We start from the raw sequence: 21,505 nt of genomic DNA, 5'->3' as shown, positions 1-21,505 counted from the left end.
ACACGTCGCAACGACGACAATAGGCGGCTTCGCCGACCGGCGACGGCCCGCCGTCCCGTGCGCGACCCGTTCCCTTCAAGAGACCGCCCATGTCCATCCTTCGCATGTCCGACCTCGACCTCGCCGGCAAGCGCGTGCTGATCCGCGAGGATCTGAACGTGCCGATCGCCGACGGCCGCATCACGTCCGAGCAGCGCATCACCGCCGCGCTGCCGACGCTGCGCATGGCGCTGGAGAAGGGCGCCGCGGTGATGGTGACGTCGCACCTCGGGCGGCCGAAGGAAGGCGTTTTCAGTGACGCCGATTCGCTGGCGCCGGTGGCGAAGCGCGTGTCGGAACTGCTCGGCGTCGACGTACCGCTGGTGCGCGACTGGGTCGCCGGCGTCGACGTGCAACCGGGCCAGATCGTCATGCTCGAGAACTGCCGCATGAACGTCGGTGAGGGTAATGACGACGAGACCTTGTCGAAGGCGTACGCGGACCTCTGCGACGTGTTCGTCATGGACGCATTCGGCACCGCGCACCGTGCGCAGGCGTCGACGCACGGCGTGATCCGTCAGGCGAAGGTCGCCTGCGGCGGCCCGCTGCTGATGGCGGAACTCGACGCGCTGGCGAAAGCGCTCGAACATCCGGCGCGCCCGCTGCTCGCGATCGTCGCCGGGTCCAAGGTGTCGACCAAGCTCGAACTGCTCGGCAACCTCGTCCCACGCGTTGATCAATTGATCGTCGGTGGGGGTATCGCGAACACGTTCATCGCGGCGATGGGGCATGGCGTGGGCAAGTCGCTGGTCGAACGCGACCTCGTCGACACCGCGACGTCGATCATCGAACAGGCGAAGGCGCGAGGCGCGGAAATCCCGCTGCCGGTCGACGTCGTCGTCGCACCCGAATTCAATGCGAACGCGCCGGCGACGGTGAAGCCCGTCGACGCGGTGGGCGAGGGCGACATGATCCTCGACATCGGCCCGCAGACCGCCGCGCACTACGCGGAACTCATCCGCAGCGCCGGCACGGTGGTGTGGAACGGGCCGGTTGGCGTGTTCGAATTCGATGCGTTCGGCAAGGGCACCGAAGCGCTGGCGCGCGCGATCGCGAGCAGCAATGCGTTCTCGATCGCGGGCGGTGGCGACACGCTCGCGGCCGTCGACAAGTACGGCATCGCGCACGACGTCTCGTACATCTCCACTGGCGGCGGCGCATTCCTCGAATTCCTCGAGGGCAAGACGTTGCCGGCGGTCGCTGCACTCGCGGCGCGTGGCGCGTGATGGCAACGCTCTTCTTCGACCTCGACGGCACGCTGATCGACTCGGCCGTCGGCATCATGCGCTGCGCGACCTATGCGTTCGAGAAGGTCGGCGAGCCTGTGCCCGACGAGGCGACGCTGCGCACCTGGATCGGCCCGCCGCTGCGCGACAGCTTCGCGCCGTACCTTCACAACGACGAACGCACCGAGCAGGCGCTCGTGTACTACCGCGAGCGCTACGAAACGCACGGATGGGCCGAGCGCACCGTCTACGACGGCATTCCCGAAGCAATCGAAGCGTTGCACGCCGCGGGCCATGGGCTCGCCGTCGTCACTGCCAAGAACGAACCGCACGCACGCAAGATCATCGCGAGCCTGCCATTCGGCCACCGTTTCGTCGACGTGATCGGCGCCACGCTTGACGGTCGCCTCAGCCACAAGCCCGAGCTCATCGCCGAAGCGCTGGAGCGCCTCGGCGTTGCAGCGCGCGACTGCACCATGATCGGCGACCGCCGCATGGACATGGAGGGCGCCGCGCATCACGACATGCGCAGCGTCGGTGTGTTGTGGGGCTTTGGAAGCGAGGACGAGCTGCGCACTGCCGGCGCTCGCGACCTCGTCCGGCAACCGGCCGACCTCGTACCGCTGCTGGGCTGAAATCGATTGCCGCTGGTGCAGTCGCACAGCCGTGCTAGGTTTCGGTGATCACCCGAAACCCGTTGCCGCATGAGCCACAAGACGCGCCGTACCAAGATCCTCGTCACCCTTGGCCCGGCCACCGATGCGCCGGGCATGCTCGACCGCCTGCTCGAAGCAGGCGTCGATTGCGTCCGCCTCAACTTCTCGCACGGCGATCCGTCGGCGCAGGTCGCGCGGGCGCAGGCGGTGCGCGAAGCGGCGGCGCGCGTGGGGCGCGAGGTCGGCATCCTCGCCGACCTTCCGGGCCCGAAGATCCGCATCGAAAAGTTCGAGAACGATCGCGTCGAATTGAAGGTCGGTGATCGCTTCGACCTCGTGGCACGCGACGATGCGCCCCTCGGCAACGCGAGCGAAGTCGGCGTCAGCTATCTAGGTTTGCCGGGTGACGTCGTTCCCGGCGACGTGCTGCTGCTCGACGACGGCATGATGCAGTTGCAGGTCGATCGCGTCGAAGGCGAACGCATCATCTCGACGGTGCTGAACGACGGTGTGCTGTCCAACCGCAAAGGCCTCAACAAGCAGGGCGGCGGCTTGTCTTTGGGCGCGTTGACGCCGAAGGACGAAGAACTCATCAAGATCGCCGCGCAGATCGGCGTCGACTTCATCGCGGTGTCGTTCTGCCGCAATGCGCAGGACATGCACGATGCGCGTCGCATCGCACAGGCGGCCGGCAGCAATGCCGCGCTGGTGTCCAAGATCGAGCGCACGGAAGCGATCGAGAACCTGGCCGAAATCGTCGAAGCGAGCGACGTGGTGATGGTCGCGCGCGGCGACCTCGGCGTGGAGATCGGCGACGCCGAGCTGCCCGGCCTGCAGAAGAAGATCATTCGTGAATCGCTGTCGCGCGGCCGCGTGGTGATCACCGCGACGCAGATGTTGCAGTCGATGGTCGACAGCCCGATCCCGACGCGCGCCGAAGTACTGGACGTCGCCAACTCGGTAATCGACGGCACCGACGCGGTAATGCTTTCGCAGGAGACGGCGGCCGGCAAATATCCGTTGAAGGCGGTCGAGGCGATGGCCCGCGTCTGCCTCGGCGCCGAACGCCAGTTTTCGCACGACACCGATTTCGAGAAGGCACCGCGCGGTCTCGACCGCGCCGACCAGGCGATCGCGATGGCCGCGATGTTCCTGTCCGAACACATCGGCGTGCGATCGATCGTGGCGATCACCGAATCGGGCGGCACGCCGCGCTTCCTGTCGCGCTTCCGCTCGCCCGCGCAGATCATCGCGCTGTCCGGCGACGAGGCCGCACGGCGCCGGATGTCCTTGATGCGCGACGTCACCGCGCTGCCGTTCGAGAGTGCCGGCATGACCGCCGGCGTGGCGGCCCGCGCCTCGGCGAAAGTGCTGTTCGAGCGCGGCCTGCTCGAAGAGGGCGACCGCATTATTTTCACCAGCGGCGAGATCATGCAGCAGCACGGCGCGACCAACACGTTGCGGCTGCTGCAGATCGGGCCGAACGGCAAGGCGGAAGGGCTGGGCGACCTGTAGGCCGCCGATGAATGGGGCGCAATCGGAGCGGGTCTCGCGCTAATTTCGGTTGGTCTAAGACCGGAGGCGAACATGAAACGGACCCTCATGCTGCTCGGACTTTCGATGGCCGGGCCGATGGCCCTCGCTGCCGACAACGGACCTGATGGACTTCGCGTCATAGGCCCCGACGCCATTGCCAGCGCCTGGACGCCGGAAGCGTCCGTCGCGCCTGTGTATCCGTCTCAGCTGGCGGACCGGGGCGTAACCGGATGTGTGACGCTGACCTACATGATCGGTTCGGATGGCCGAGTGTCGCGAATCAACGTGCTGGACGGCCGCGCAAGCGCACGGTCGCCGCTGGCAGCCCAGTTGGCGGTCGAGCGCTTTGCAGGCGCTGGCGCGACCGCGCTTTCGGTCACCCGCTTCGTGCCAAGCGGTGACGCGCAGCCGACGCTGACGGCTAGAACTCTCCATTTCGGCGAGACGCCCTCGGCCGAGTCGACCAGTTGCGAAGGCACCCGCACTGCGCGCCTGCTGGACGGCGGTAGCGAGTGGGCCGCACTGATTGGCGCGGCATACGAGCGCGACCACGCCGTCGATCGCATGGATCGACTGGCATCCACGAATTCTCGCGGTCGCAGCGGGGAGGTCGTGCGCGCAACGGACTCGCCTTGGGACGGCACGACTGGCGTAATTCTGAGCCCGCCGACGGTGATCACGGGCGGGCGCTGATCGCGACGCTGCCGCGTGTTGCGGCCTTTACGGATATCACCAGGCGAAGGCCGCGAGCAGCGCGTACTAGGCCTCTGCGCCTCGGGGACATCCTGCGAATCGAACATGGACCTAGAAAAATGATGTGGAAAAGGCTCGTTCCGATTGCTCTTGCGGTCGTGTCTGCGTCGACCGCGTCAGCCGAGCAGCCGGTATCGGGGCCGACGCCGATAGTCGTTGCGCCTGAGCAACTCACGAACTATTGGTCTCCGGCTTCGGGACTCACGCCGGTCACCTATCCGCCCGATCTCGCCTCCCGTGGGACCACCGGTTGCGTGACGCTCGCCTACACGATCGGGTCGGACGGCCGCACATCCGACTTCCACACGTTGGATGCCGACGCCAGCGTCCGTTCGCCGCTCGCGAAGCGCCAAGTCATCGAGCGGTTCGCACAGGCTGCGGCCGGCGCGGTTGCGCAATGGCAATTCGCGCCGGTCGGTGAACGCATGCCGACGATTACCGCCACCACGGTCCAGTTCGATGGCAAGGCCGCGAACTCCCCCGATGCGTGCAAGGACGGCGACATTGCACTCGCGCTTCGAGATGGAGAGCGCTTCGAGGACGTGCTTCGAAACCTCTACGAGGCGAAAGCGCGCTTTTGGACGCAAGGCCAGCGCGCGCAGCAGCCGAGCCAGTTCATCCGCTGACGCATCTCGCACCTGCTCCTACGCCGGCCGTCTAGCGCCCGGCCAGCCGCTGAAATCGTAGTCACCGCGGCCGGTATAATGCCGGCCCCCGATTCCAGCGCGCCAAGGACCCCATGAGCATCGAACAGCTTGCCGAGACCGCCCAGGCGATGGTCGCCCCGGGCAAGGGCATCATCGCGATCGACGAGTCCAACGCGACCTGCGCCAAGCGCTTCGCGGGCGTCGGCATCGAGAACACCGAAGAGAACCGTCGCGCGTACCGCGAGCTGCTGCTCACGGCGCCGAACATCGGCCAGTACCTCTCGGGCGCGATCCTGTTCGACGAAACGATCCGCCAGTCGACCAAGGACGGCACGCCGTTCACCCAGGTCATGATGGCCAACGGGATCATTCCGGGCATCAAGGTCGACAAGGGTCCCGTGCCGCTGGCCGGCTTCCCGGGTGAGGTCGTGACCGAAGGCCTCGACGGCCTGCGCGCGCGCCTCGAGGAGTACTACCGCCTCGGCGCGCGCTTCGCGAAGTGGCGTGCGGTCATCAACATCGGCGACGACATCCCGACCGGCACCGCGATCGAGGCCAACAGCCATGCGCTGGCCCGTTACGCCGCGCTGTGCCAGGAGCAGGGCCTGGTGCCGATGGTCGAACCCGAAGTGATCATGGACGGCAGCCACGACATCGACACCTGCTACGAGGTCACCGAAGTCGTGCTGCGTTCGCTGTTCGGCGCGCTGTACGAGCAGAACGTGATGCTCGAGGGCACGATCCTGAAGGCGTCGATGGTCATCCACGGCACCGAGTCGGCCGAAAAGGCATCGGTCGAGGAAGTCGCCGCGGCCACGCTGCGCTGCCTGAAGTCGACCGTGCCGGCCACGCTGCCGGGCATCGTCTTCCTGTCCGGCGGCCAGTCGGACAATGACGCGACCGCACACCTGAACGCGATGAACGCGGCCGGCCCGCACCCGTGGCCGCTGTCGTTCTCGTACGGCCGCGCCATGCAGCAGGCCGCGCTCAAGCTGTGGAGCCAGGACATGCAGGGCAACTACGGCAAGGCCCAGGAAACCGTGTTCGCCCGCGCCCGCGACAACGGTCTGGCCGCGCTCGGCCAGTGGCAGTCGGCCGCGTAAGCGATCGCTTCCACGTTGTCTGGAGACGCCGGCCACGTGCCGGCGTCTTCCGTTTCAGGCGGCCGTAGCGCGTCCGTTGACGTCGCCCACGCAACGCCGACGTTCCAACCGCGTCACGCCACCCAGTACCGATGACACGGGTCGTAACACATGGGCTCGATAGAATTCCCGGTCCCCCCGTTGTTCGGATCCGCATGCGATCGATTCTGGTGTTCCCGGCCCTCGTGGCAGCCCTGGCCCTGACGGGCTGCGGTGACCGGGCGAACGCCGCCAAGGACGGCAGCAGCAAGGGCGGCGGCGACCGCCCGATCACGGTGACGACCGAAGTCGTCCGAACCCAGCCTTTCGTCGACACGCTGCAGGCGCTCGGCACCGTGCGCGCGCGCGAGTCGGTGACGGTCACGGCCAGCGTGTCGCAGAAGGTGCAAACCGTTCACTTCGACAGTGGCGACACCGTGCGTGCCGGCGCGCCCTTGATCACGCTCGTGGGTGACGCCGAGCAGGCGCAGCTCCGCTCGGCCGAGGCCGCGGCGAAAGAAGCGAGTGACCTCTACAACCGCCAGGCCTCGCTCGCGACGCAGCAGCTCATCGCGCGTTCCCAGCTCGAGACACAGCGCGCAGTGCGCGACGCCGCGATCGCCCGTGTCGCGCAGATGCGCGCGCAAGCAGCGGATCGCGTGATCCGCGCGCCATTCGCGGGCGTCGTCGGCCTCCGCCAGGTCAGCCCGGGTTCGCTGGTCACGCCAGGCACCGCGATCACCACGCTCGACGATCTCGGCACGGTGTTCGTCGACTTCCCCGTGCCCGAGACGCAACTCGCGCAGGTGTCTGCCGGTGAATCGCTGAGCGGCCACGCCGCCGCATATGCCGGTCGCCGTTTCGATGGCACGGTCGCGACGGTCGACGCCCGCGTCGATCCCACCACGCGCGCCGTCACCATCCGCGGCCAGTTTCCGAACGCCGACCATGCGCTCAAGCCCGGCATGCTGATGCAGGTGGACGTCGCGCGCGCCGAGCGCCAGGCGCTGCTGATTCCCGAGATCGCGGTCGTGCAGGTCGGCAACGATTCGTACGTGTACCGCGTGCGCGACGGCAAGGCGGAACGCGCCGACGTGAAGCTCGGCACGCGCACCAATGGCCGCGTCGAAGTGCTGTCGGGCATCGCGGTCGGCGACAGCATCGTGGTCGACGGCACCGGCAAGCTGAAACCGGGCGCGAAGATCAGCGACGTTTCCAAGGCGCCGCGCGGCAAGGCCGCGTGACCTGCGCCGGGCGCGCAATGCCCGGCATTTCCCGACGCCCACGCACCGGGTGTCCTCCGACGCCGCCGGCACGCGGGCGCGACGAGCCTGAGCCTTCGCGATGAATCTGTCCGACCTCTCGATCCGCCGTCCCGTGTTCGCGACCGTGATGAGCCTGCTGCTCATCACCCTGGGCGTGATGGCCTTCAGCCGCCTCACGCTGCGCGAATTGCCGGCGATCGATCCGCCCGTGGTGTCGGTGGACGTGAGCTACCAAGGTGCGTCGGCGAGCGTGGTCGAAACGCGCATCACGCAGGTGCTGGAGGACGCGCTGTCGGGCGTCGAGGGTGTCGAGTCCATCGATTCGCGCAGCGTCAACGGACGCTCGTCGATCTCGATCGAGTTCAAGCTCACGCGCGACATGGAAGCCGCGGCGAACGACGTGCGCGATGCAGTCAGCCGCGTGCTCGACCGCCTGCCGGACGAGGCCGACGCGCCGCAGATCGCGAAGGTCGAGAGCGACGCAGAACCGATCATCTGGCTCAACATGAGCAGCAAGTCGATGAACACGCTGCAGCTGTCGGATTACGCCGACCGCTACATCGTCGACCGGCTCGCAGCACTCGAAGGCGTCGCGCAGGTCCGCATCGGCGGCGAGCAGCGCTATGCGATGCGCATTTGGCTCGATCGCGATGCGATGGCCGCGCGCAACATCACGGTCAACGATGTCGAGAGCGCACTGCGTGCCGAGAACGTTGAGCTGCCGGCCGGCCGCATCGAATCGCAGACGCGCGACTTCACGTTGCGGGTGGCACGCAACTACCAGAAGCCCCAGGACTTCGCGCAGATCCCGCTGAAGAAGGGTGATGACGGCTACGTCGTGCGTCTCGGCGACATCGCGCGCGTCGAGCTGACCACCGCCGAGCGCCGCGCGTACTACCGCAGCAACGGTGAGAACAACATCGGCCTCGGCGTCATCAAGACATCGACTGCGAACAGCCTAGACGTTGCACGCGCCGCGCGCGTCGCGGCCGACGAGATCCGTCCGTCGCTGCCGCCGGGCACCGACATCTTCGTCGCGTTCGACACCACCACCTTCATCGACGCCGCGGTCGATCGCGTCTATCACACGCTGGCCGAGGCGATCATCCTCGTGCTCGTGGTGATCTGGCTATTCCTCGGCAGTTTCCGCGCCGCGTTGATCCCGGCCGTGACGGTGCCGGTCTGCCTGATCGCCGCGTTCATTCCGCTGTACGCGTTCGGTTACTCGATCAACCTGCTGACGCTGCTTGCGCTGGTCTTGTGTATCGGCCTCGTCGTCGACGATGCGATCGTGGTGCTCGAAAACATCCAGCGTCGATCGGATCTCGGCGAGCCGAGGCTGGTCGCCGCAGCGCGCGGTACCAAGCAGGTCGCGTTCGCGGTGATCGCGACGACCGCCGTGCTGGTGTCGGTCTTCCTGCCGATCGGCTTCATGCAGGGCAATACCGGACGACTGTTCCGCGAGTTGTCTGTTGCGCTCGCCGGTGCGGTCGCGCTGTCGGCATTCGTCGCGCTCACGCTCACGCCGATGATGTCGTCGAAGCTGGTGCGTCCGCATAGCGACGAAAAATCCAACCCGGCCACGCGGTTCGTGAACGCGCGGCTGGAAGCGGTGAGCGCGCGTTATCGACGCTTCCTCGACACCACCGTCGAACGCCCGTGGATGTTCGGCCTGCTGATGCTGGTCGCACTTGCGGCGAGCTTCGTGCTGTTCAAGGTCGTGCCGAGCGAGCTTGCGCCCGCGGAAGATCGCGGCTTCTTCCAGGTCATGATCACCGGGCCGGAAGGCGCGGGCTTCGACTACACGGTCGGGCAGGTGCAGCAGGTCGAGAAGATCCTCGCGGCGCGTACCGGCGACGGCAAGACGATCGCGCGTTACAACCCGCGCGTTCCGGGTGGATTCGGCGCGAGCGAGGAAATGCACACGGGCCGTATCTCCGTGTTCCTGCAGGACTGGGACAAGCGCACCACCAGCACCGCGGACGCGGCCGACAGCCTGAAGAAGGAGTTCGCCAAACTTCCCGGCGTCAAAGTCGCCGCGCAGGTGAGCGGTGGACTCGTGCGTTCGCGCGGGCAGCCGGTGAACATCGTGCTCGGTGGCCCCGACTACGCGCAGCTGGTGAAGTGGCGCGACGCGTTGCAGGCGCGAATGGAACAGAACCCGGGTTTCTTCGGCGTCGACTCCGACTACAAGGAAACGCGCCCGCAGATGCACGTGGAGATCGACCACGGCCGCGCTGCGGATCTCGGGGTTAGCGTCACCGACATCGGTCATGCGCTCGAAACGATGATGGGCAGCAGTCGCGTCACCACGTTCGTGCAGAACGGCGAGGAGTACGACGTCATCGTGCAGGCCGACCGCGTCGCGCGTGCATCGCCGGCGGATCTTGAGCAGATCCAGGTGCGCGCACGCGACGGTTCGCTGGTGCCGCTGTCGAACCTGGTGACGCTGCGCGAAGTCGCCGAGCCGGGCAGCCTCAATCGCTTCAATCGACTGCGTTCGATCACGCTCAGCGCCGGGCTGTCGCCGGGCTATCGCATGGGCGACGCGATCAAGTTCCTCGACCAGGCGGTCAAGCAGGATCTTCCGCCCGAAGCGCAGATCGACTGGAAGGGCGAGTCACGCGAATACCAGCAGGCCGGCGGCGCCGTGGTGCTGACGTTCGCGCTCGCGCTCCTCGTCGTATTCCTCGTGCTCGCCGCGCAGTTCGAAAGCTTCATCCATCCGCTGGTGATCATGCTGACCGTGCCGCTGGGCGTGCTCGGCGCGCTGCTCGGCATCTGGATCACGCACGGCACGCTCAACCTCTTCAGCCAGATCGGCATCGTCATGCTGGTCGGCCTGGCGGCGAAGAACGGCATCCTGATCGTCGAGTTCGCCAACCAGCTGCGCGACGAGGGCCGCACGATCCACCAGGCGATCGTCGAAAGCGCGAGCGTACGGTTGCGGCCGATCCTGATGACCTCGATCGCGACCGTCGTCGGTGCGGTGCCGCTGGTGCTCGCAGGCGGGCCGGGTTCCGCGAGCCGCGCGGCAATCGGCATCGTGGTGATTTTCGGCGTCTCGTTCTCGACGCTGCTTTCGCTGTTCGTGGTGCCCGCGTTCTACGTGCTGCTCGCGAAGTACACGCGATCGCCCGAGGCCGTCAGCCACGAGCTCGAGGCGCTGGAGGCCAGTACGCCGCAGGCGGGTGGGCACGCCTGACCGGTTCATCATCGTAGGCCCGAATGGGTTGACGATGGCCGGAAGCACTTCCGTTTTGCGTTAGACCCCCCTTATGATCGGCGTCACAAAAGTGTAGCCGTCGTCCCGGTTTGCGGGCGCGGTGTGTCGCCGACAGGGGAAAACTCGATGCAAGGTAAGAAGCCGGCCCGCACGGCCCGCGCTGGAACGTCGCGTGTTATTCGCATGGCGCCGGTTGCATCGGCGATCCGCCACGCCCTCGCGGCATCGGTCGCAGCGGTTGCGCTTGCCGGCCCGGGCCTGGCTCTCGCAGCGCCGGCACGGATATCGACGAGCTATAGCGCACAGGCCGCATTCGTCCCGACTTACCCCGTTCACGACCTCACGCGTGTTTCCGCCGCGCAGGCTCCCGCCTTCAACTCTTTGGTGCCGCCCCCGCAGACGGGCGACACCGTCGTCGATAACAACCTGCCCGTTACGTATGCGGCGGCTTCGGGGTACACGGTCGGGGTGGACGGGTACGCCAGCGGCGCAAACGTCCACATTAACAATACCGGCGACATCACGATCGATTCGGCGTACGCCGGGTCGGCGATCGGCGTCGGCATCAGTGGCAACGCGGTGGATGGAGGCGTCGCGATCACGAACTCGGGCGCCATCGCGCTCGGTGCCAGCACCATCAATTACGCGTCGTTTGGCATCGTGGGCATCGCCGACGCAGTTGACATTGCGAACGTAGGCGCCATCGCCGCGAACGGGCTTACGCAGGCCACCGGCATCTACACGGTCGCGACTGATGCGGTGTCGATTAACAACGGCGGCGATCTGCAGATCAGTTCCGCCTACGCAACCGCCGACGGCATTTTCGCGAGCGCTGGCGACGTGGACGTTACGAACTCCGGGTCGATTCGCGTGTCCGGCTACAACTGGTCCGCGGGCATTGAAGCGCAGGGCACCGATGGGGTGACCGTCGACAACAGTGGCGCAATCAACTCGCATGCGACGCAGTACGCCTATGGCGTACAGAGCAGCGCGTTTGGCATTTACGCCACGGGCGGAACCGGCCAGGCGACGGTGACGAACTCGGGGGCGCTGGATGTTTTGGTGGATGCCTACGGACCTGGCGCGGTAGCGACGGGCATCAGCGTGCAGGCCGGCACTGGTGGCGCGGTGGTGCAGAACCATGGCGACATCACGGCGAACGGTTACTACGCCAACGGCATCGACGTGCGCTCGTACGGCACAGCCTTGGTGACGAACGAGGGCACGCTGGCCATTGGCAGCGTCAACTACACGCTTGAGGCCACGGGTATCCATGCCTCGGCCGGCTACGACGGAGCTCACGTCGGTGTCGTCAATTCCGGCGACCTGACCGTAGATGCATTTCTTAGCGGTACCGGCATCGAAGCGATTGCCACCGGAGCGGGCAGCACGGTCGACGTGTCCAATAATGGCGCGATCGCGATCAATACCTTGTCGAGTCGCTCCGCCACCAACGGCGTCGTGGGTTCCGGCGATGCGGCAACGACGGTGACCAATAGCGCGAGTGTGGACGTCTTGGGTCACGGCACGCTCGAGGGCATTGTCGCCGAGTCGGTCATCGGCCCTGCAACGATCGTCAACAGCGGCGATGTATATGTCGCGGCGCCGACGGTCGGTGGCTATCACTACACGACGGGTCTGGCGGCGATCTCGAGCGGCGGCACGGCTCATGTCGACAACACGGGCGCGGTCAGCGCCTACGGCGGTTATTTCGCGACGGGCATCCATGCCGATGGCCTGGCCGGCGCGAGCGTCACGAACGACAGCGCGGTCGCCGCGTATGCAGTGCGCGCCTACGGCATAGACGTCCACGCCGATGCCGGTGACGTGTCGATCGCGAATGGCGGGAACGGTTCCATCTATGGCGGGGGCGCGATCGCCTTCGGCGTGTCGGCTCGTTCGACGCAGGGCGATGTCGCCATCGACAACGCCGGCGCGATTCAAAGTTATGGCTCTTACTTCCCGTCGGTTGGTGCGCGCGGCAATTCGACCTACGGCGACGTTAGCCTGACCAATACCGGTGATATCACTTCGATTGGCGTCGGGAACTATTCCAACACCAGTGCCGAGGCGGTACGGCTGACGGCCACCAACGGCGACGTTCACGTCGACAACAGCGGCACGATCAACGGAGTCGGCTACTTCGGCGCCTATGGCGTGCGTGCGCGGGCGCTGGCCGGTGACGTCGGTTTCGACAACAGCGGCAGCATCTACGCACTCGGTGTCCAGGGTGACGCGATCGGTGCATTCGTCCAGGCCGGCGGCGTTGCGACACTGACGAATGCAGGCGACGTGCAGGCGTACTCGCGAGACGGGTTCGCCGCAGCGCTCGTGGTGCAGGCGATCGACGGGATCGCTCTGACCAACAATGGTGCGATCACGGCACAGTCCAACAACGGCGGCGCTATCGGCATGTATCTCGGCGCCGCGAATGTTGCGATCACCAATGACGGGCCCGTTATCGTCACGGGCTATGGCAACGCCACTGGCATTGCAGCCTTGGGCGACAGCGTCACGATCAATAGCAGCGGTGATTTCCAGGTCAGTTCCGCGTACGCAACGGCCGACGGCATTTTCGCGAGCGGCGGCGGCGACGTCGACGTCACGAATTCCGGATCGATGCGCCTGTCGGGCTACAGCTGGGCTGCCGGCATCGAAGCGCAAGCGACGGATGGCGTGAGCGTCGACAACAGCGGTGCCATCAGCTCGCAGGCGACCCAGGGCGGGCTAGGCAATGCGTTTGGCGTGTACGCAACGAGCGGAACTGGTCTGGCGACGGTGACCAACTCCGGCGCAATTGATGTCTCGGTCGTCGGGGCTTACGGCATCTACAGCTCGTTGGCGACGGGCATCAGCGTGCAGGCCGGCACTGGTGGCGCGCTGATCCAGAACCATGGCGACATCATCGCGAACGCTTATTACGCCAACGGCATCGACGTGCGCTCCGACGGCACGGCTTCGGTCACGAACGACGGTGCGCTCACCATCGGCGCCACCTACTACTCGCTTGTGTCCACCGGCATCCACGCCTCCACTGGGTATGACGGGGCGAATATCAGTGTTGTCAACGCGGGCGACATGAACGTCAACGCGTTCTGGAACAGCACTGGCATCGAAGCCATTGCGACGGGGGTAGGTAGCACAGTCGATATATCGAATGCTGGCGCTATCACGGCCAACACGCTGTCCTCCCGCTACGCGACTACCGGCATCATCGGGTTGGGCGATGCGGCAACGACGGTGACCAATAGCGCGAGTGTGGACGTCTTGGGTCACGGCACGCTCGAGGGCATTGTCGCCGAGTCGGTCATCGGCCCTGCAACGATCGTCAACAGCGGCGATGTATATGTCGCGGCGCCGACGGTCGGTGGCTATCACTACACGACGGGTCTGGCGGCGATCTCGAGCGGCGGCACGGCTCATGTCGACAACACGGGCGCGGTCAGCGCCTACGGCGGTTATTTCGCGACGGGCATCCATGCCGATGGCCTGGCCGGCGCGAGCGTCACGAACGACAGCGCGGTCGCCGCGTATGCAGTGCGCGGCTACGGCATAGACGTCCACGCCGATGCCGGTGACGTGTCGATCGCGAATGGCGGGAACGGTTCCATCTATGGCGGGGGCGCGATCGCCTTCGGCGTGTCGGCTCGTTCGACGCAGGGCGATGTCGCCATCGACAACGCCGGCGCGATTCAAAGTTATGGCTCTTACTTCCCGTCGGTTGGTGCGCGCGGCAACTCGACCTACGGCGACGTTAGCCTGACCAATAGCGGGGATATCACTTCGATTGGCATCGGGAACTATTCGAACACCAGTGCCGAGGCGGTACGGCTGACGGCCACCAACGGTGACGTTCACGTCGATAACAGTGGCACGATCAACGGAGTCGGCTACTTCGGCGCTTACGGCGTGCGTGCGCGTGCCCTGGCGGGTGATGTTGGTTTCGACAACAGCGGCAGCATCTACGCACTCGGTGTCCAGGGTGACGCGATCGGTGCGTTCGTCCAGGCGGGCGCGGTTGCCACGGTCACGAATACCGGCGATGTAGCCGCGATGGCTATCTATGGCAATGCGACATCGGTCGTCGGTCGTGCAACCAACGCGATCGCGCTGACCAACAACGGTGCAGTTGGTGCACAGTCGTATTACGCGAGTGCGGTGGGTCTCGACCTTGCCGCTGCGAATATCGTCGCGACGAACGCAGGATCGATCGATGTCACCGCGTACGACCAGGCGATGGGCATCGCTGCGGTCGGCGACGGCGTCACGGTCAGCACCAGCGGCGATCTGGCGGTCAACGGCGCATCGGCCTACGGCGCGTATGTCAGTGGCGCCACGGCCGGATCGTTCACGAACTCCGGCATCGCAACGATCACGGGTGATTCCGCGATCGGCGCGTTCGTGACCAGCGACGCCAGCGCCAGCGCGACGAACACGGGCACGCTCGGCGTATCCGGTACCAGTCGCGCATTCGGCTTCGACGTCAGCGGCGCCGGCAACGGGGCTGCGATCAACAGCGGCACGCTGAAGGTGGATTCGCAGGACACGGCGATCGGCATGCTCGCCGACAACCAGGGCGGCACCACGGCTCGTAACAGCGGCGCGCTGACGGTGAACGGCGATCTGCTCGCGATGGGCATCAACGCGTTCGGCTACGGCAGCACGACGGTCGCGACGACCGGCGGCGCGATCACCGTGTCGTCCTCTGCAGGTGACGCTTACGGCGTGGTCGCGGGGAGCGGTGGTTCGCTGACGATCGACAACACGGCTCCGATCAGCGCCACCGCTTACGGCATCGCCGACGGCATCCTGGTGCAGACCTATGCGGGTGCGAGCGTGCTCAACCGCGGCGCGATCACCGCGTTGTCGAACTACGGCACCGCGACGGGCATCGATGCGACGGGCTACGGCGCGCTCGCGATCGAGAACCGTTCGACGATCGACGCACAGGCTTACGGGGTCGCGGCCGGTGTCGCGATTGCCAACGGGCCGGGCGCAGCGTCGCTGCTCAACAGCGGCACGATCTCCGCGACGTCGGGCACGGATGAAGCCATCGGCGTGCGCGCCGGCGGGGCAGGCAGCGTCGTCATCGACAATCGCGGACTGATCACCAGCACGAGCGATACCTCGGCCGTGGCGGTGAGCTTCGACACGGCCGGCACGCTGCTCAACTCCGGCACGCTGTCGCCGGTCGCCGACGGCGATGGCGCCATCGCGGTGCGCGGCGATGCGGGCGTGCAGGACATCCGCAACAGCGGTTCGATCACCGGGGCAGTCATCACCGGTGCGGGCGACGACGTGTTCGTCAACAACAGTGGCGGCACATGGACGGTCTACAACGCGTCGACCGACTTCGGTGACGGCAACGACTCGCTGGTCAACGCGGCGAATGCCAATCTCGTGCTCGATGGTGGTTCGATCGCCTTCGGTGCGGGCGACGACAGCCTGACCAATGCGGCCGGCGGCACGCTGTTCCTGAGCGGCGGCACGATCCGCTTCGGCACCAGCACGACCGGCAACACGTTCGCCAACGCCGGCACGCTGCGCATTCTCGACAGTGGCCTGATCGACATGGGCGCCGCGAACGCGAAGGCGTTCACCAATACCGGCCTGATCGACATGGCCAACGGCAGCCCGACGGACACGTTGACGCTGACCGGCAACCTCGCCGGCGCCGGACGTCTCGCGGTTGATCTCGATCCGAACGGTGGCGGCGCCGATCACCTCGTGGTGAACGGCAACGTGGTGCCGAATGCGGTGCAGACGGTGGATGTCTACTTCACCGGCCTGCCGTCCGATGGCGCGGTCACGCCGACTGAATTCGCACGTGTCAGCGGCGATTCGACCGCCGGATCTTTCGTCGGCGGCCAGCTGATCGGTTACTCGCCGGCGGACTTCCTCGACCTGCGCGTCGGTGTCACCAGTTCGCTCTCGGCCAGCAACGCGGCGCCCGACATCTTCTTCGTCGGCCTCGACATCGCGGGCCTCAACACGGCCGGCGCGCTTGCGGCGACCGTGGCACCGGCGGCGCACAGCCTGATGAGCGCGCAGGTCGGCACCTGGCGTGAGCGCATGGGCTTCAACCCGTCGCTCGATGAAGGTCGCGTTGGCCTCGGCCCGTGGGTGCGCGTGTTCGGCGAGCACGGTCGCGTGGCGCCGGAGAACCTCGGCACGACGATGGGTTCGTCCGGCGACCTGCGGTTCGACCAGTCCACGCACGGGACGGAGGTGGGCTTCGATGCGCATGTCGGCCGCGGCGTGCACCTCGGTGTGCTCGTCGGCGAGGCGGATTCGAGCGAGACCCTCGTCGCGAAGACCGGCACCGATCACCTGCGCGGCGAGACCTCGGGTGTCTATGGCAGCTGGTTCGGTACGAACGGGAGCTACGTCGATCTCTCGTATCGCTGGAACACCTTCACCGCGAAGATGAATTCGTCGGCCGGCCCGCAGAAGACGCGCGGTGATGGTTCGGCGTTCAACGTCGAAGCCGGTCTCGGCGGCCTGTCGTTCGCTGGCATCAACGTCGTTCCGCAGGCGCAGTACACGCGCACCACGATCGACAACATCGATGCGGTCGATGGCGCGACGGCGGTGTTCTCGGCTGATGGCGGTCGCTCCAAGCGCGCGCGCCTCGGCGTCGAGTTCAACACGCTGCTGCACAGCGGTGCGGTGACGTGGATGCCGTACGGCGCAATCAGCGCGGTACGCGAGTTCGACGGCAAGACGTCCTACGACATCGACAGCGTGTTCGGCGGCACGACGACCACCGAAGGCACCAGCGCGAAGGTGAACCTCGGCGTTGGCATGCAGTACCACGGAATCAGCGTGGCGGGCGGCGTGGACTGGACGGACGGCGGTGCACTGCAGGACTTCCTCGGTGGCCAGGTGATCATGCGCTACACCTGGTAATGCTCCGCGGCCGGCGGATCAGTCCGCCGGTCGAGGGCTTTCGAGGCGCTGGCATACTCGTTTGACGTTCGACTTCTGGAGTTCCACGTGGCGACCGAGAAAGGCGCGGACGCAACGCCGATCAACGAAAACAGCGAGCCTTCGGGCGCGCAGGCGCGACTCGATACCGTCGGTGCCGAGCCGCCCGCAGCGGGCGTACCCGCTGCAAAGCCGCCGGTGGATCTCACGCAGCTGAAGGTCGACAAGAGCTGCTCGCGCGGGCTTGCGGGCTGGCTTGCTCAGAACCGCATGTCGCTCGCGATCTCGTCGTATCAGAGCGGCCGGTTGTATCTGGTCGGCAGTGATGCGCAAGGCCGCGTCTCGTTCTTCGAACGCATCTTCGAGCGCGCCATGGGCGTGGTCGGCAATGCGCAGCGCATCTACCTCGGCGGCCTGTACCAGTTGTGGCGCTTCGAGAACGTGTTGCGTGGGAACGAAGTCATCCACGGCCAGTACGACAAGTGCTACGTGCCGCGTAATGCACAGACGATCGGCGACCTCGATATCCACGAGCTCGGCATCCGCAGCGACGGGCGCGTCGTATTCGTCAACACCAAGTATTCCTGTCTTGCCGAGCTGAGCACGACGCACAGCTTCAAGGCGATCTGGAAGCCGAAGTTCATCAGTCGCCTCGCACCGGAAGATCGTTGCCATCTCAATGGCCTCGCGATGGTCGACGGCCGGCCGAAATACGTGACCGCCGTCTGCCGCAGCGACAGCGTGGACGGTTGGCGCGATCGCCGTCGCGACGGTGGGGTCGTCATCGACATCGAGACGGACGAGATCGTCTGCGAAGGCCTGTCGATGCCGCACTCGCCGCGCTGGGCGAACGGCAAGCTTTGGGTGCTGAATGCGGGTACCGGGCACCTGGGCTGGGTCGACTTCGAGAAGAAGGCGTTCGTGCCCCTGACGTTCGTGCCGGGCTTCGCGCGCGGCTTGTCGATCGTCGGCAACGTCGCAGCGGTCGGCCTGTCGAAGCCGCGCAACCAGCGTTTCGAAGGTCTCGAACTCGACGACGAATTGCGCAAGCGCGACGCCGACCCGTGGTGCGGCGTGCAGATCGTTTCGCTCACGAATGGCGACGTCCTCAACTGGATCCGCTTCGAGGGCGACGTCACCGAACTGTTCGACATCAGCTTCCTGCCCGGCGTTCGCAATCCGATGATGATCGGCCTGCGCACCGCCGAGATCCGCGACCTCATCACTTTCGAATCCGCCGTTCCCGGCGCGGAGCTCGCTCCATGAAACGCATCGTGCTGACCTTTGCGATCGCTGCACTCGCGCCGTTGTTCGCGATCGCCGCGACGCCACCTGCCGCCGCTCCAAAGGCCGCCGCGCAGCCGAATCCAGCCGACGCCGTCTTCAGTGCATGGGACGTCGACCACAACGGCTCGCTGACGCACGACGAGTTCCGCCAGGGTTGGGCGCGTCTTCAGTCGCGCATGCAGATCGAAGGCCGACTTCGCGCCCAGTTCCAGCATCTCGACACCGACCACAACGGCAGCATCGACGCGAAGGAATACGCGGGGGTCGAGCTCGCGAAGCAGCAGGGCTCTGCCGCACCGCTGTCGCGTTTCGACCTGAACTACGACCAGAAGCTCAGCTTCGCCGAGTACGTCGGGCTGGTGCAGGCGCTCGCGCCGCGCACGCCGGCATCGGCGTCGCCGGCGCCGAAGGGGCATTGATCGATGTCGGTCGACATCATTCCCGTTTGGAAGCAGGGCACGCCCGAGTTGCAGTCGGAGCTCGCGGACTTCTGGCTCGGCCATCGCGCGTTGCCGGATCGCGCTGCCGCGGAGAAGCGCGCTACGCAGGCCGTCTCGATCGCGCGCGATGACAGTGGCGCGATTTGGGGTGTGTCGACTGCCGCCATCCGCGTGCTGCCGCGCCTGCGCCAACCGGTCTACAACTACCGGCAGTTCTTCGCAGAGAGTCGCCGAGGTCAGCGGGCTGCGCGTGAGTTCGCGCTCGCGTCGCGCAGCATTCTTGCGACGTACAACGCGTCGCTTTCCGCACCCGAGTCGCTCGGCGTGCTGCTCGAGTTCGAGAACCGCGACGTGGGTGCGCGTTACAGCAAGGCCATCGAAGACGGTTTCGTTTTCATTGGCTATTCGCCGCGCGGATTCGCGCAGCGCATTTCGTATTTCGACGGCGCGACGTTGTCGCCCGTCGCACACGTCGCGTCGCAGCAGCTGCGTCGCGCGTGAGTCACCCTCCAATCACGTCAAGTGTCGTCCGGGCCGCGTCGCGGCTCATCCGTCGCGCCGCCATCGACTCGGCCGGCATCATCGCTCCAGGGGAAATCACCATGCAGCATCCGCTTCGTTCGTTGACCGCCGCGATCGTCGCGGCGCTCGTCGTCTCCGCACCGGCCAGCGCGGGTACGCTCGCCGCAGGCACCCGTGCCGCCGTCGCGCAGCGCGCACTCGGCCTTGCGCAGGGCCCGATGGCCGCGAGCCTTCGTCGCGCCGACGCCGACGCGTTCATCGCCGGCGACGCGATCGTCGACCACCGCGGCACCGAGCATGTGCGTTTCGCGCGCACGTACCGCGGCCTGCCGGTGATCGGCGGCGACTTCATCGTTCATTCGCGCAACGGCCAAGCGGTCGGCGTGAGCCAGACGCTCGCTACCACGTCGCGTCCGAACATCGTTCCGACGGTGACGCGTGACCGCGCGATCGTCGAGGCCGGCGCGCATTTCGGTGCCGGTTTCGTCGGCATGCCAACCGCGCGTCTCGTCGTGTATGCGCGCACCGACACGCCGACGCTCGCGTACGAAGTGACGTTCGCCGGCAAGAAGGCCGACCAGACGCCGACCGACATGCACTACTTCGTCGACGCGCGCACCGCCGCGGTGCTCGACAAGTGGGACACGATCGAGACGGCGGTGCAGGGGCCGGACGCTCCTGCGGTCTGCGCGGGCGCGACGGCCAAGACCGGTACCGGCTACACCTTCACCTCTGGCACCGTGGCGCTTGCGACCACGCTGTGCGCGAACGGCAATTTCCAGCTGCGTGACCTGACGCGCGGCAACGCCACGGTGACGAACCTGGGCACGCAGATGTTCGGCAATGGCACGCTTGTTGTCGACGCGGACAACTTTTGGGGCAACGGCCTGAAGACGAATTCGCAGACGGCTGCGGCCGACGTAGCGTATGGCGTCGCCGTGACGTGGGACTATTACAAGAACGTACACGGCCGCAGCGGCATCGCCGATAACGGCGTCGGTGCGATGAGCCGCGTGCACTACGGCCGCAATTATTCGAACGCGTTCTGGTCCGATGGCTGCTTCTGCATGACGTACGGCGACGGCGACGGCGTGTTCACCAATCCGCTCACCGTGCTGGATGTGTCGGGTCACGAGATGAGCCATGGCGTGACCAGTCATACGGCCGACCTGACGTATTCCGGCGAGTCGGGCGGCCTGAACGAAGCGACGTCGGACATCTTCGGCACGATGGTCGAGTTCTATGCCAACAACGCCAACGATCGCCCCGACTACCTGATCGGCGAGAACGTTTATGTGGACAACCCCACTGGCCTCAAGGCGCTGCGTTACATGTTCAAGCCGAGCCTGGATGGCGCGTCGCGCGATTGCTATTCGTCGAACATCGGACAAGCGGACGTGCATTACAGCTCCGGCGTCGCGAACCACTTCTTCTATCTGCTCGCGGAAGGTGCGGTGGTGCCGGCGGGCTTCGGTGCGGGTACCTCGGCCAACCTCACGCCGGCCTCGCTGGTGTGCAACGGCAACACGGGCCTCGTCGGCGTGGGCCGCGATGCAGCGCAGAAGATCTGGTACGCGGCGCTGACGCACTACATGACCTCGAACACCAACTACGCGGCCGCACGCGCTGCTACGTTGAGTGCGGCTACCGACCTCTACGGTGCGGGCTCGCCGCAGTACAACGCCGTCGCCGCGGCGTGGAGTGCGGTCAGCGTCAACTGACGTTCCACGTTCGGCTTTGGACGTGCCCGCCTCCATGGCGGGCACGTTCGTTTCCGGCGCCGGATTTCGCGGTGCGCGCTATCGGCGGCGGGAGGGCCCGACACATCCATAGCCCGCATCGCCGACAATGGCGGCCTCG

At 66.3% G+C, this 21,505-nt stretch carries 13 protein-coding genes; all 13 read left to right on the top strand.

Translation table 11 applies throughout. The features are described from left to right. Positions 1-89: 89 nt before the first annotated feature. The 13 genes from ACVWWW_RS12895 (at position 90) to ACVWWW_RS12835 (ending at position 21,366) form a co-directional block, all read left to right on the top strand. Positions 90-1,265, top strand: a complete 1,176-nt coding sequence (locus ACVWWW_RS12895; RefSeq protein WP_027082055.1) for a phosphoglycerate kinase — start codon at positions 90-92, stop codon at positions 1,263-1,265. Then, the gene (locus ACVWWW_RS12890; RefSeq protein WP_036141046.1) at positions 1,265-1,900 is read left to right on the top strand and encodes an HAD hydrolase-like protein; all 636 of its coding nucleotides are present in this window, start codon (positions 1,265-1,267) and stop codon (positions 1,898-1,900) included. Before ACVWWW_RS12895 ends, ACVWWW_RS12890 begins: the two co-directional genes overlap by 1 nt. 69 nt (positions 1,901-1,969) lie before the next feature. Then, positions 1,970-3,436, top strand: a complete 1,467-nt coding sequence (gene pyk / locus ACVWWW_RS12885; protein WP_027082057.1) for a pyruvate kinase — start codon at positions 1,970-1,972, stop codon at positions 3,434-3,436. Positions 3,437-3,508: 72 nt separating this feature from the next. Beyond that, entirely contained in the window at positions 3,509-4,150 is a 642-nt protein-coding gene (locus ACVWWW_RS12880) for an energy transducer TonB (protein ID WP_027082058.1), read from the top strand. After that, the gene (locus tag ACVWWW_RS12875; RefSeq protein ID WP_155914127.1) at positions 4,090-4,836 is read left to right on the top strand and encodes an energy transducer TonB; all 747 of its coding nucleotides are present in this window, start codon (positions 4,090-4,092) and stop codon (positions 4,834-4,836) included. Before ACVWWW_RS12880 ends, ACVWWW_RS12875 begins: the two co-directional genes overlap by 61 nt. Positions 4,837-4,949: 113 nt before the next feature. Then, a complete protein-coding gene (locus ACVWWW_RS12870; RefSeq protein WP_027082060.1) occupies positions 4,950-5,960 on the top strand; it encodes a class I fructose-bisphosphate aldolase in 1,011 nt (336 codons plus the stop codon). 203 nt (positions 5,961-6,163) lie between these two features. After that, complete coding sequence (locus ACVWWW_RS12865) at positions 6,164-7,222, top strand: efflux RND transporter periplasmic adaptor subunit (RefSeq protein WP_027082061.1); 1,059 nt, start codon at positions 6,164-6,166, stop codon at positions 7,220-7,222. 100 nt (positions 7,223-7,322) lie between these two features. Then, a complete protein-coding gene (locus ACVWWW_RS12860) occupies positions 7,323-10,448 on the top strand; it encodes an efflux RND transporter permease subunit (RefSeq protein WP_027082062.1) in 3,126 nt (1,041 codons plus the stop codon). Between the two features lie 405 nt (positions 10,449-10,853). After that, on the top strand, positions 10,854-17,378 hold the full coding sequence (locus tag ACVWWW_RS12855) for a hypothetical protein (protein WP_456998709.1): 6,525 nt from the start codon (positions 10,854-10,856) through the stop codon (positions 17,376-17,378). A gap of 87 nt (positions 17,379-17,465) precedes the next feature. Then, complete coding sequence (locus ACVWWW_RS12850; protein WP_456998708.1) at positions 17,466-18,662, top strand: TIGR03032 family protein; 1,197 nt, start codon at positions 17,466-17,468, stop codon at positions 18,660-18,662. Beyond that, a complete protein-coding gene (locus ACVWWW_RS12845; protein ID WP_027083200.1) occupies positions 18,659-19,102 on the top strand; it encodes an EF-hand domain-containing protein in 444 nt (147 codons plus the stop codon). Before ACVWWW_RS12850 ends, ACVWWW_RS12845 begins: the two co-directional genes overlap by 4 nt. A 3-nt stretch (positions 19,103-19,105) precedes the next feature. Further along, positions 19,106-19,624, top strand: a complete 519-nt coding sequence (locus ACVWWW_RS12840) for a hypothetical protein (RefSeq protein WP_027083201.1) — start codon at positions 19,106-19,108, stop codon at positions 19,622-19,624. A 101-nt stretch (positions 19,625-19,725) separates the two neighbouring features. Continuing rightward, positions 19,726-21,366: a M4 family metallopeptidase gene (locus ACVWWW_RS12835; RefSeq protein WP_027083202.1), complete on the top strand. Its 1,641-nt coding sequence runs from the start codon at positions 19,726-19,728 to the stop codon at positions 21,364-21,366. Positions 21,367-21,505 lie beyond the last annotated feature (139 nt).

The organism is Lysobacter sp. HA18 (genome assembly GCF_054057595.1).
The sequence above is the reverse complement of the archived record's forward strand: the minus strand, read 5'-3'. Positions and strand labels throughout refer to the sequence as shown.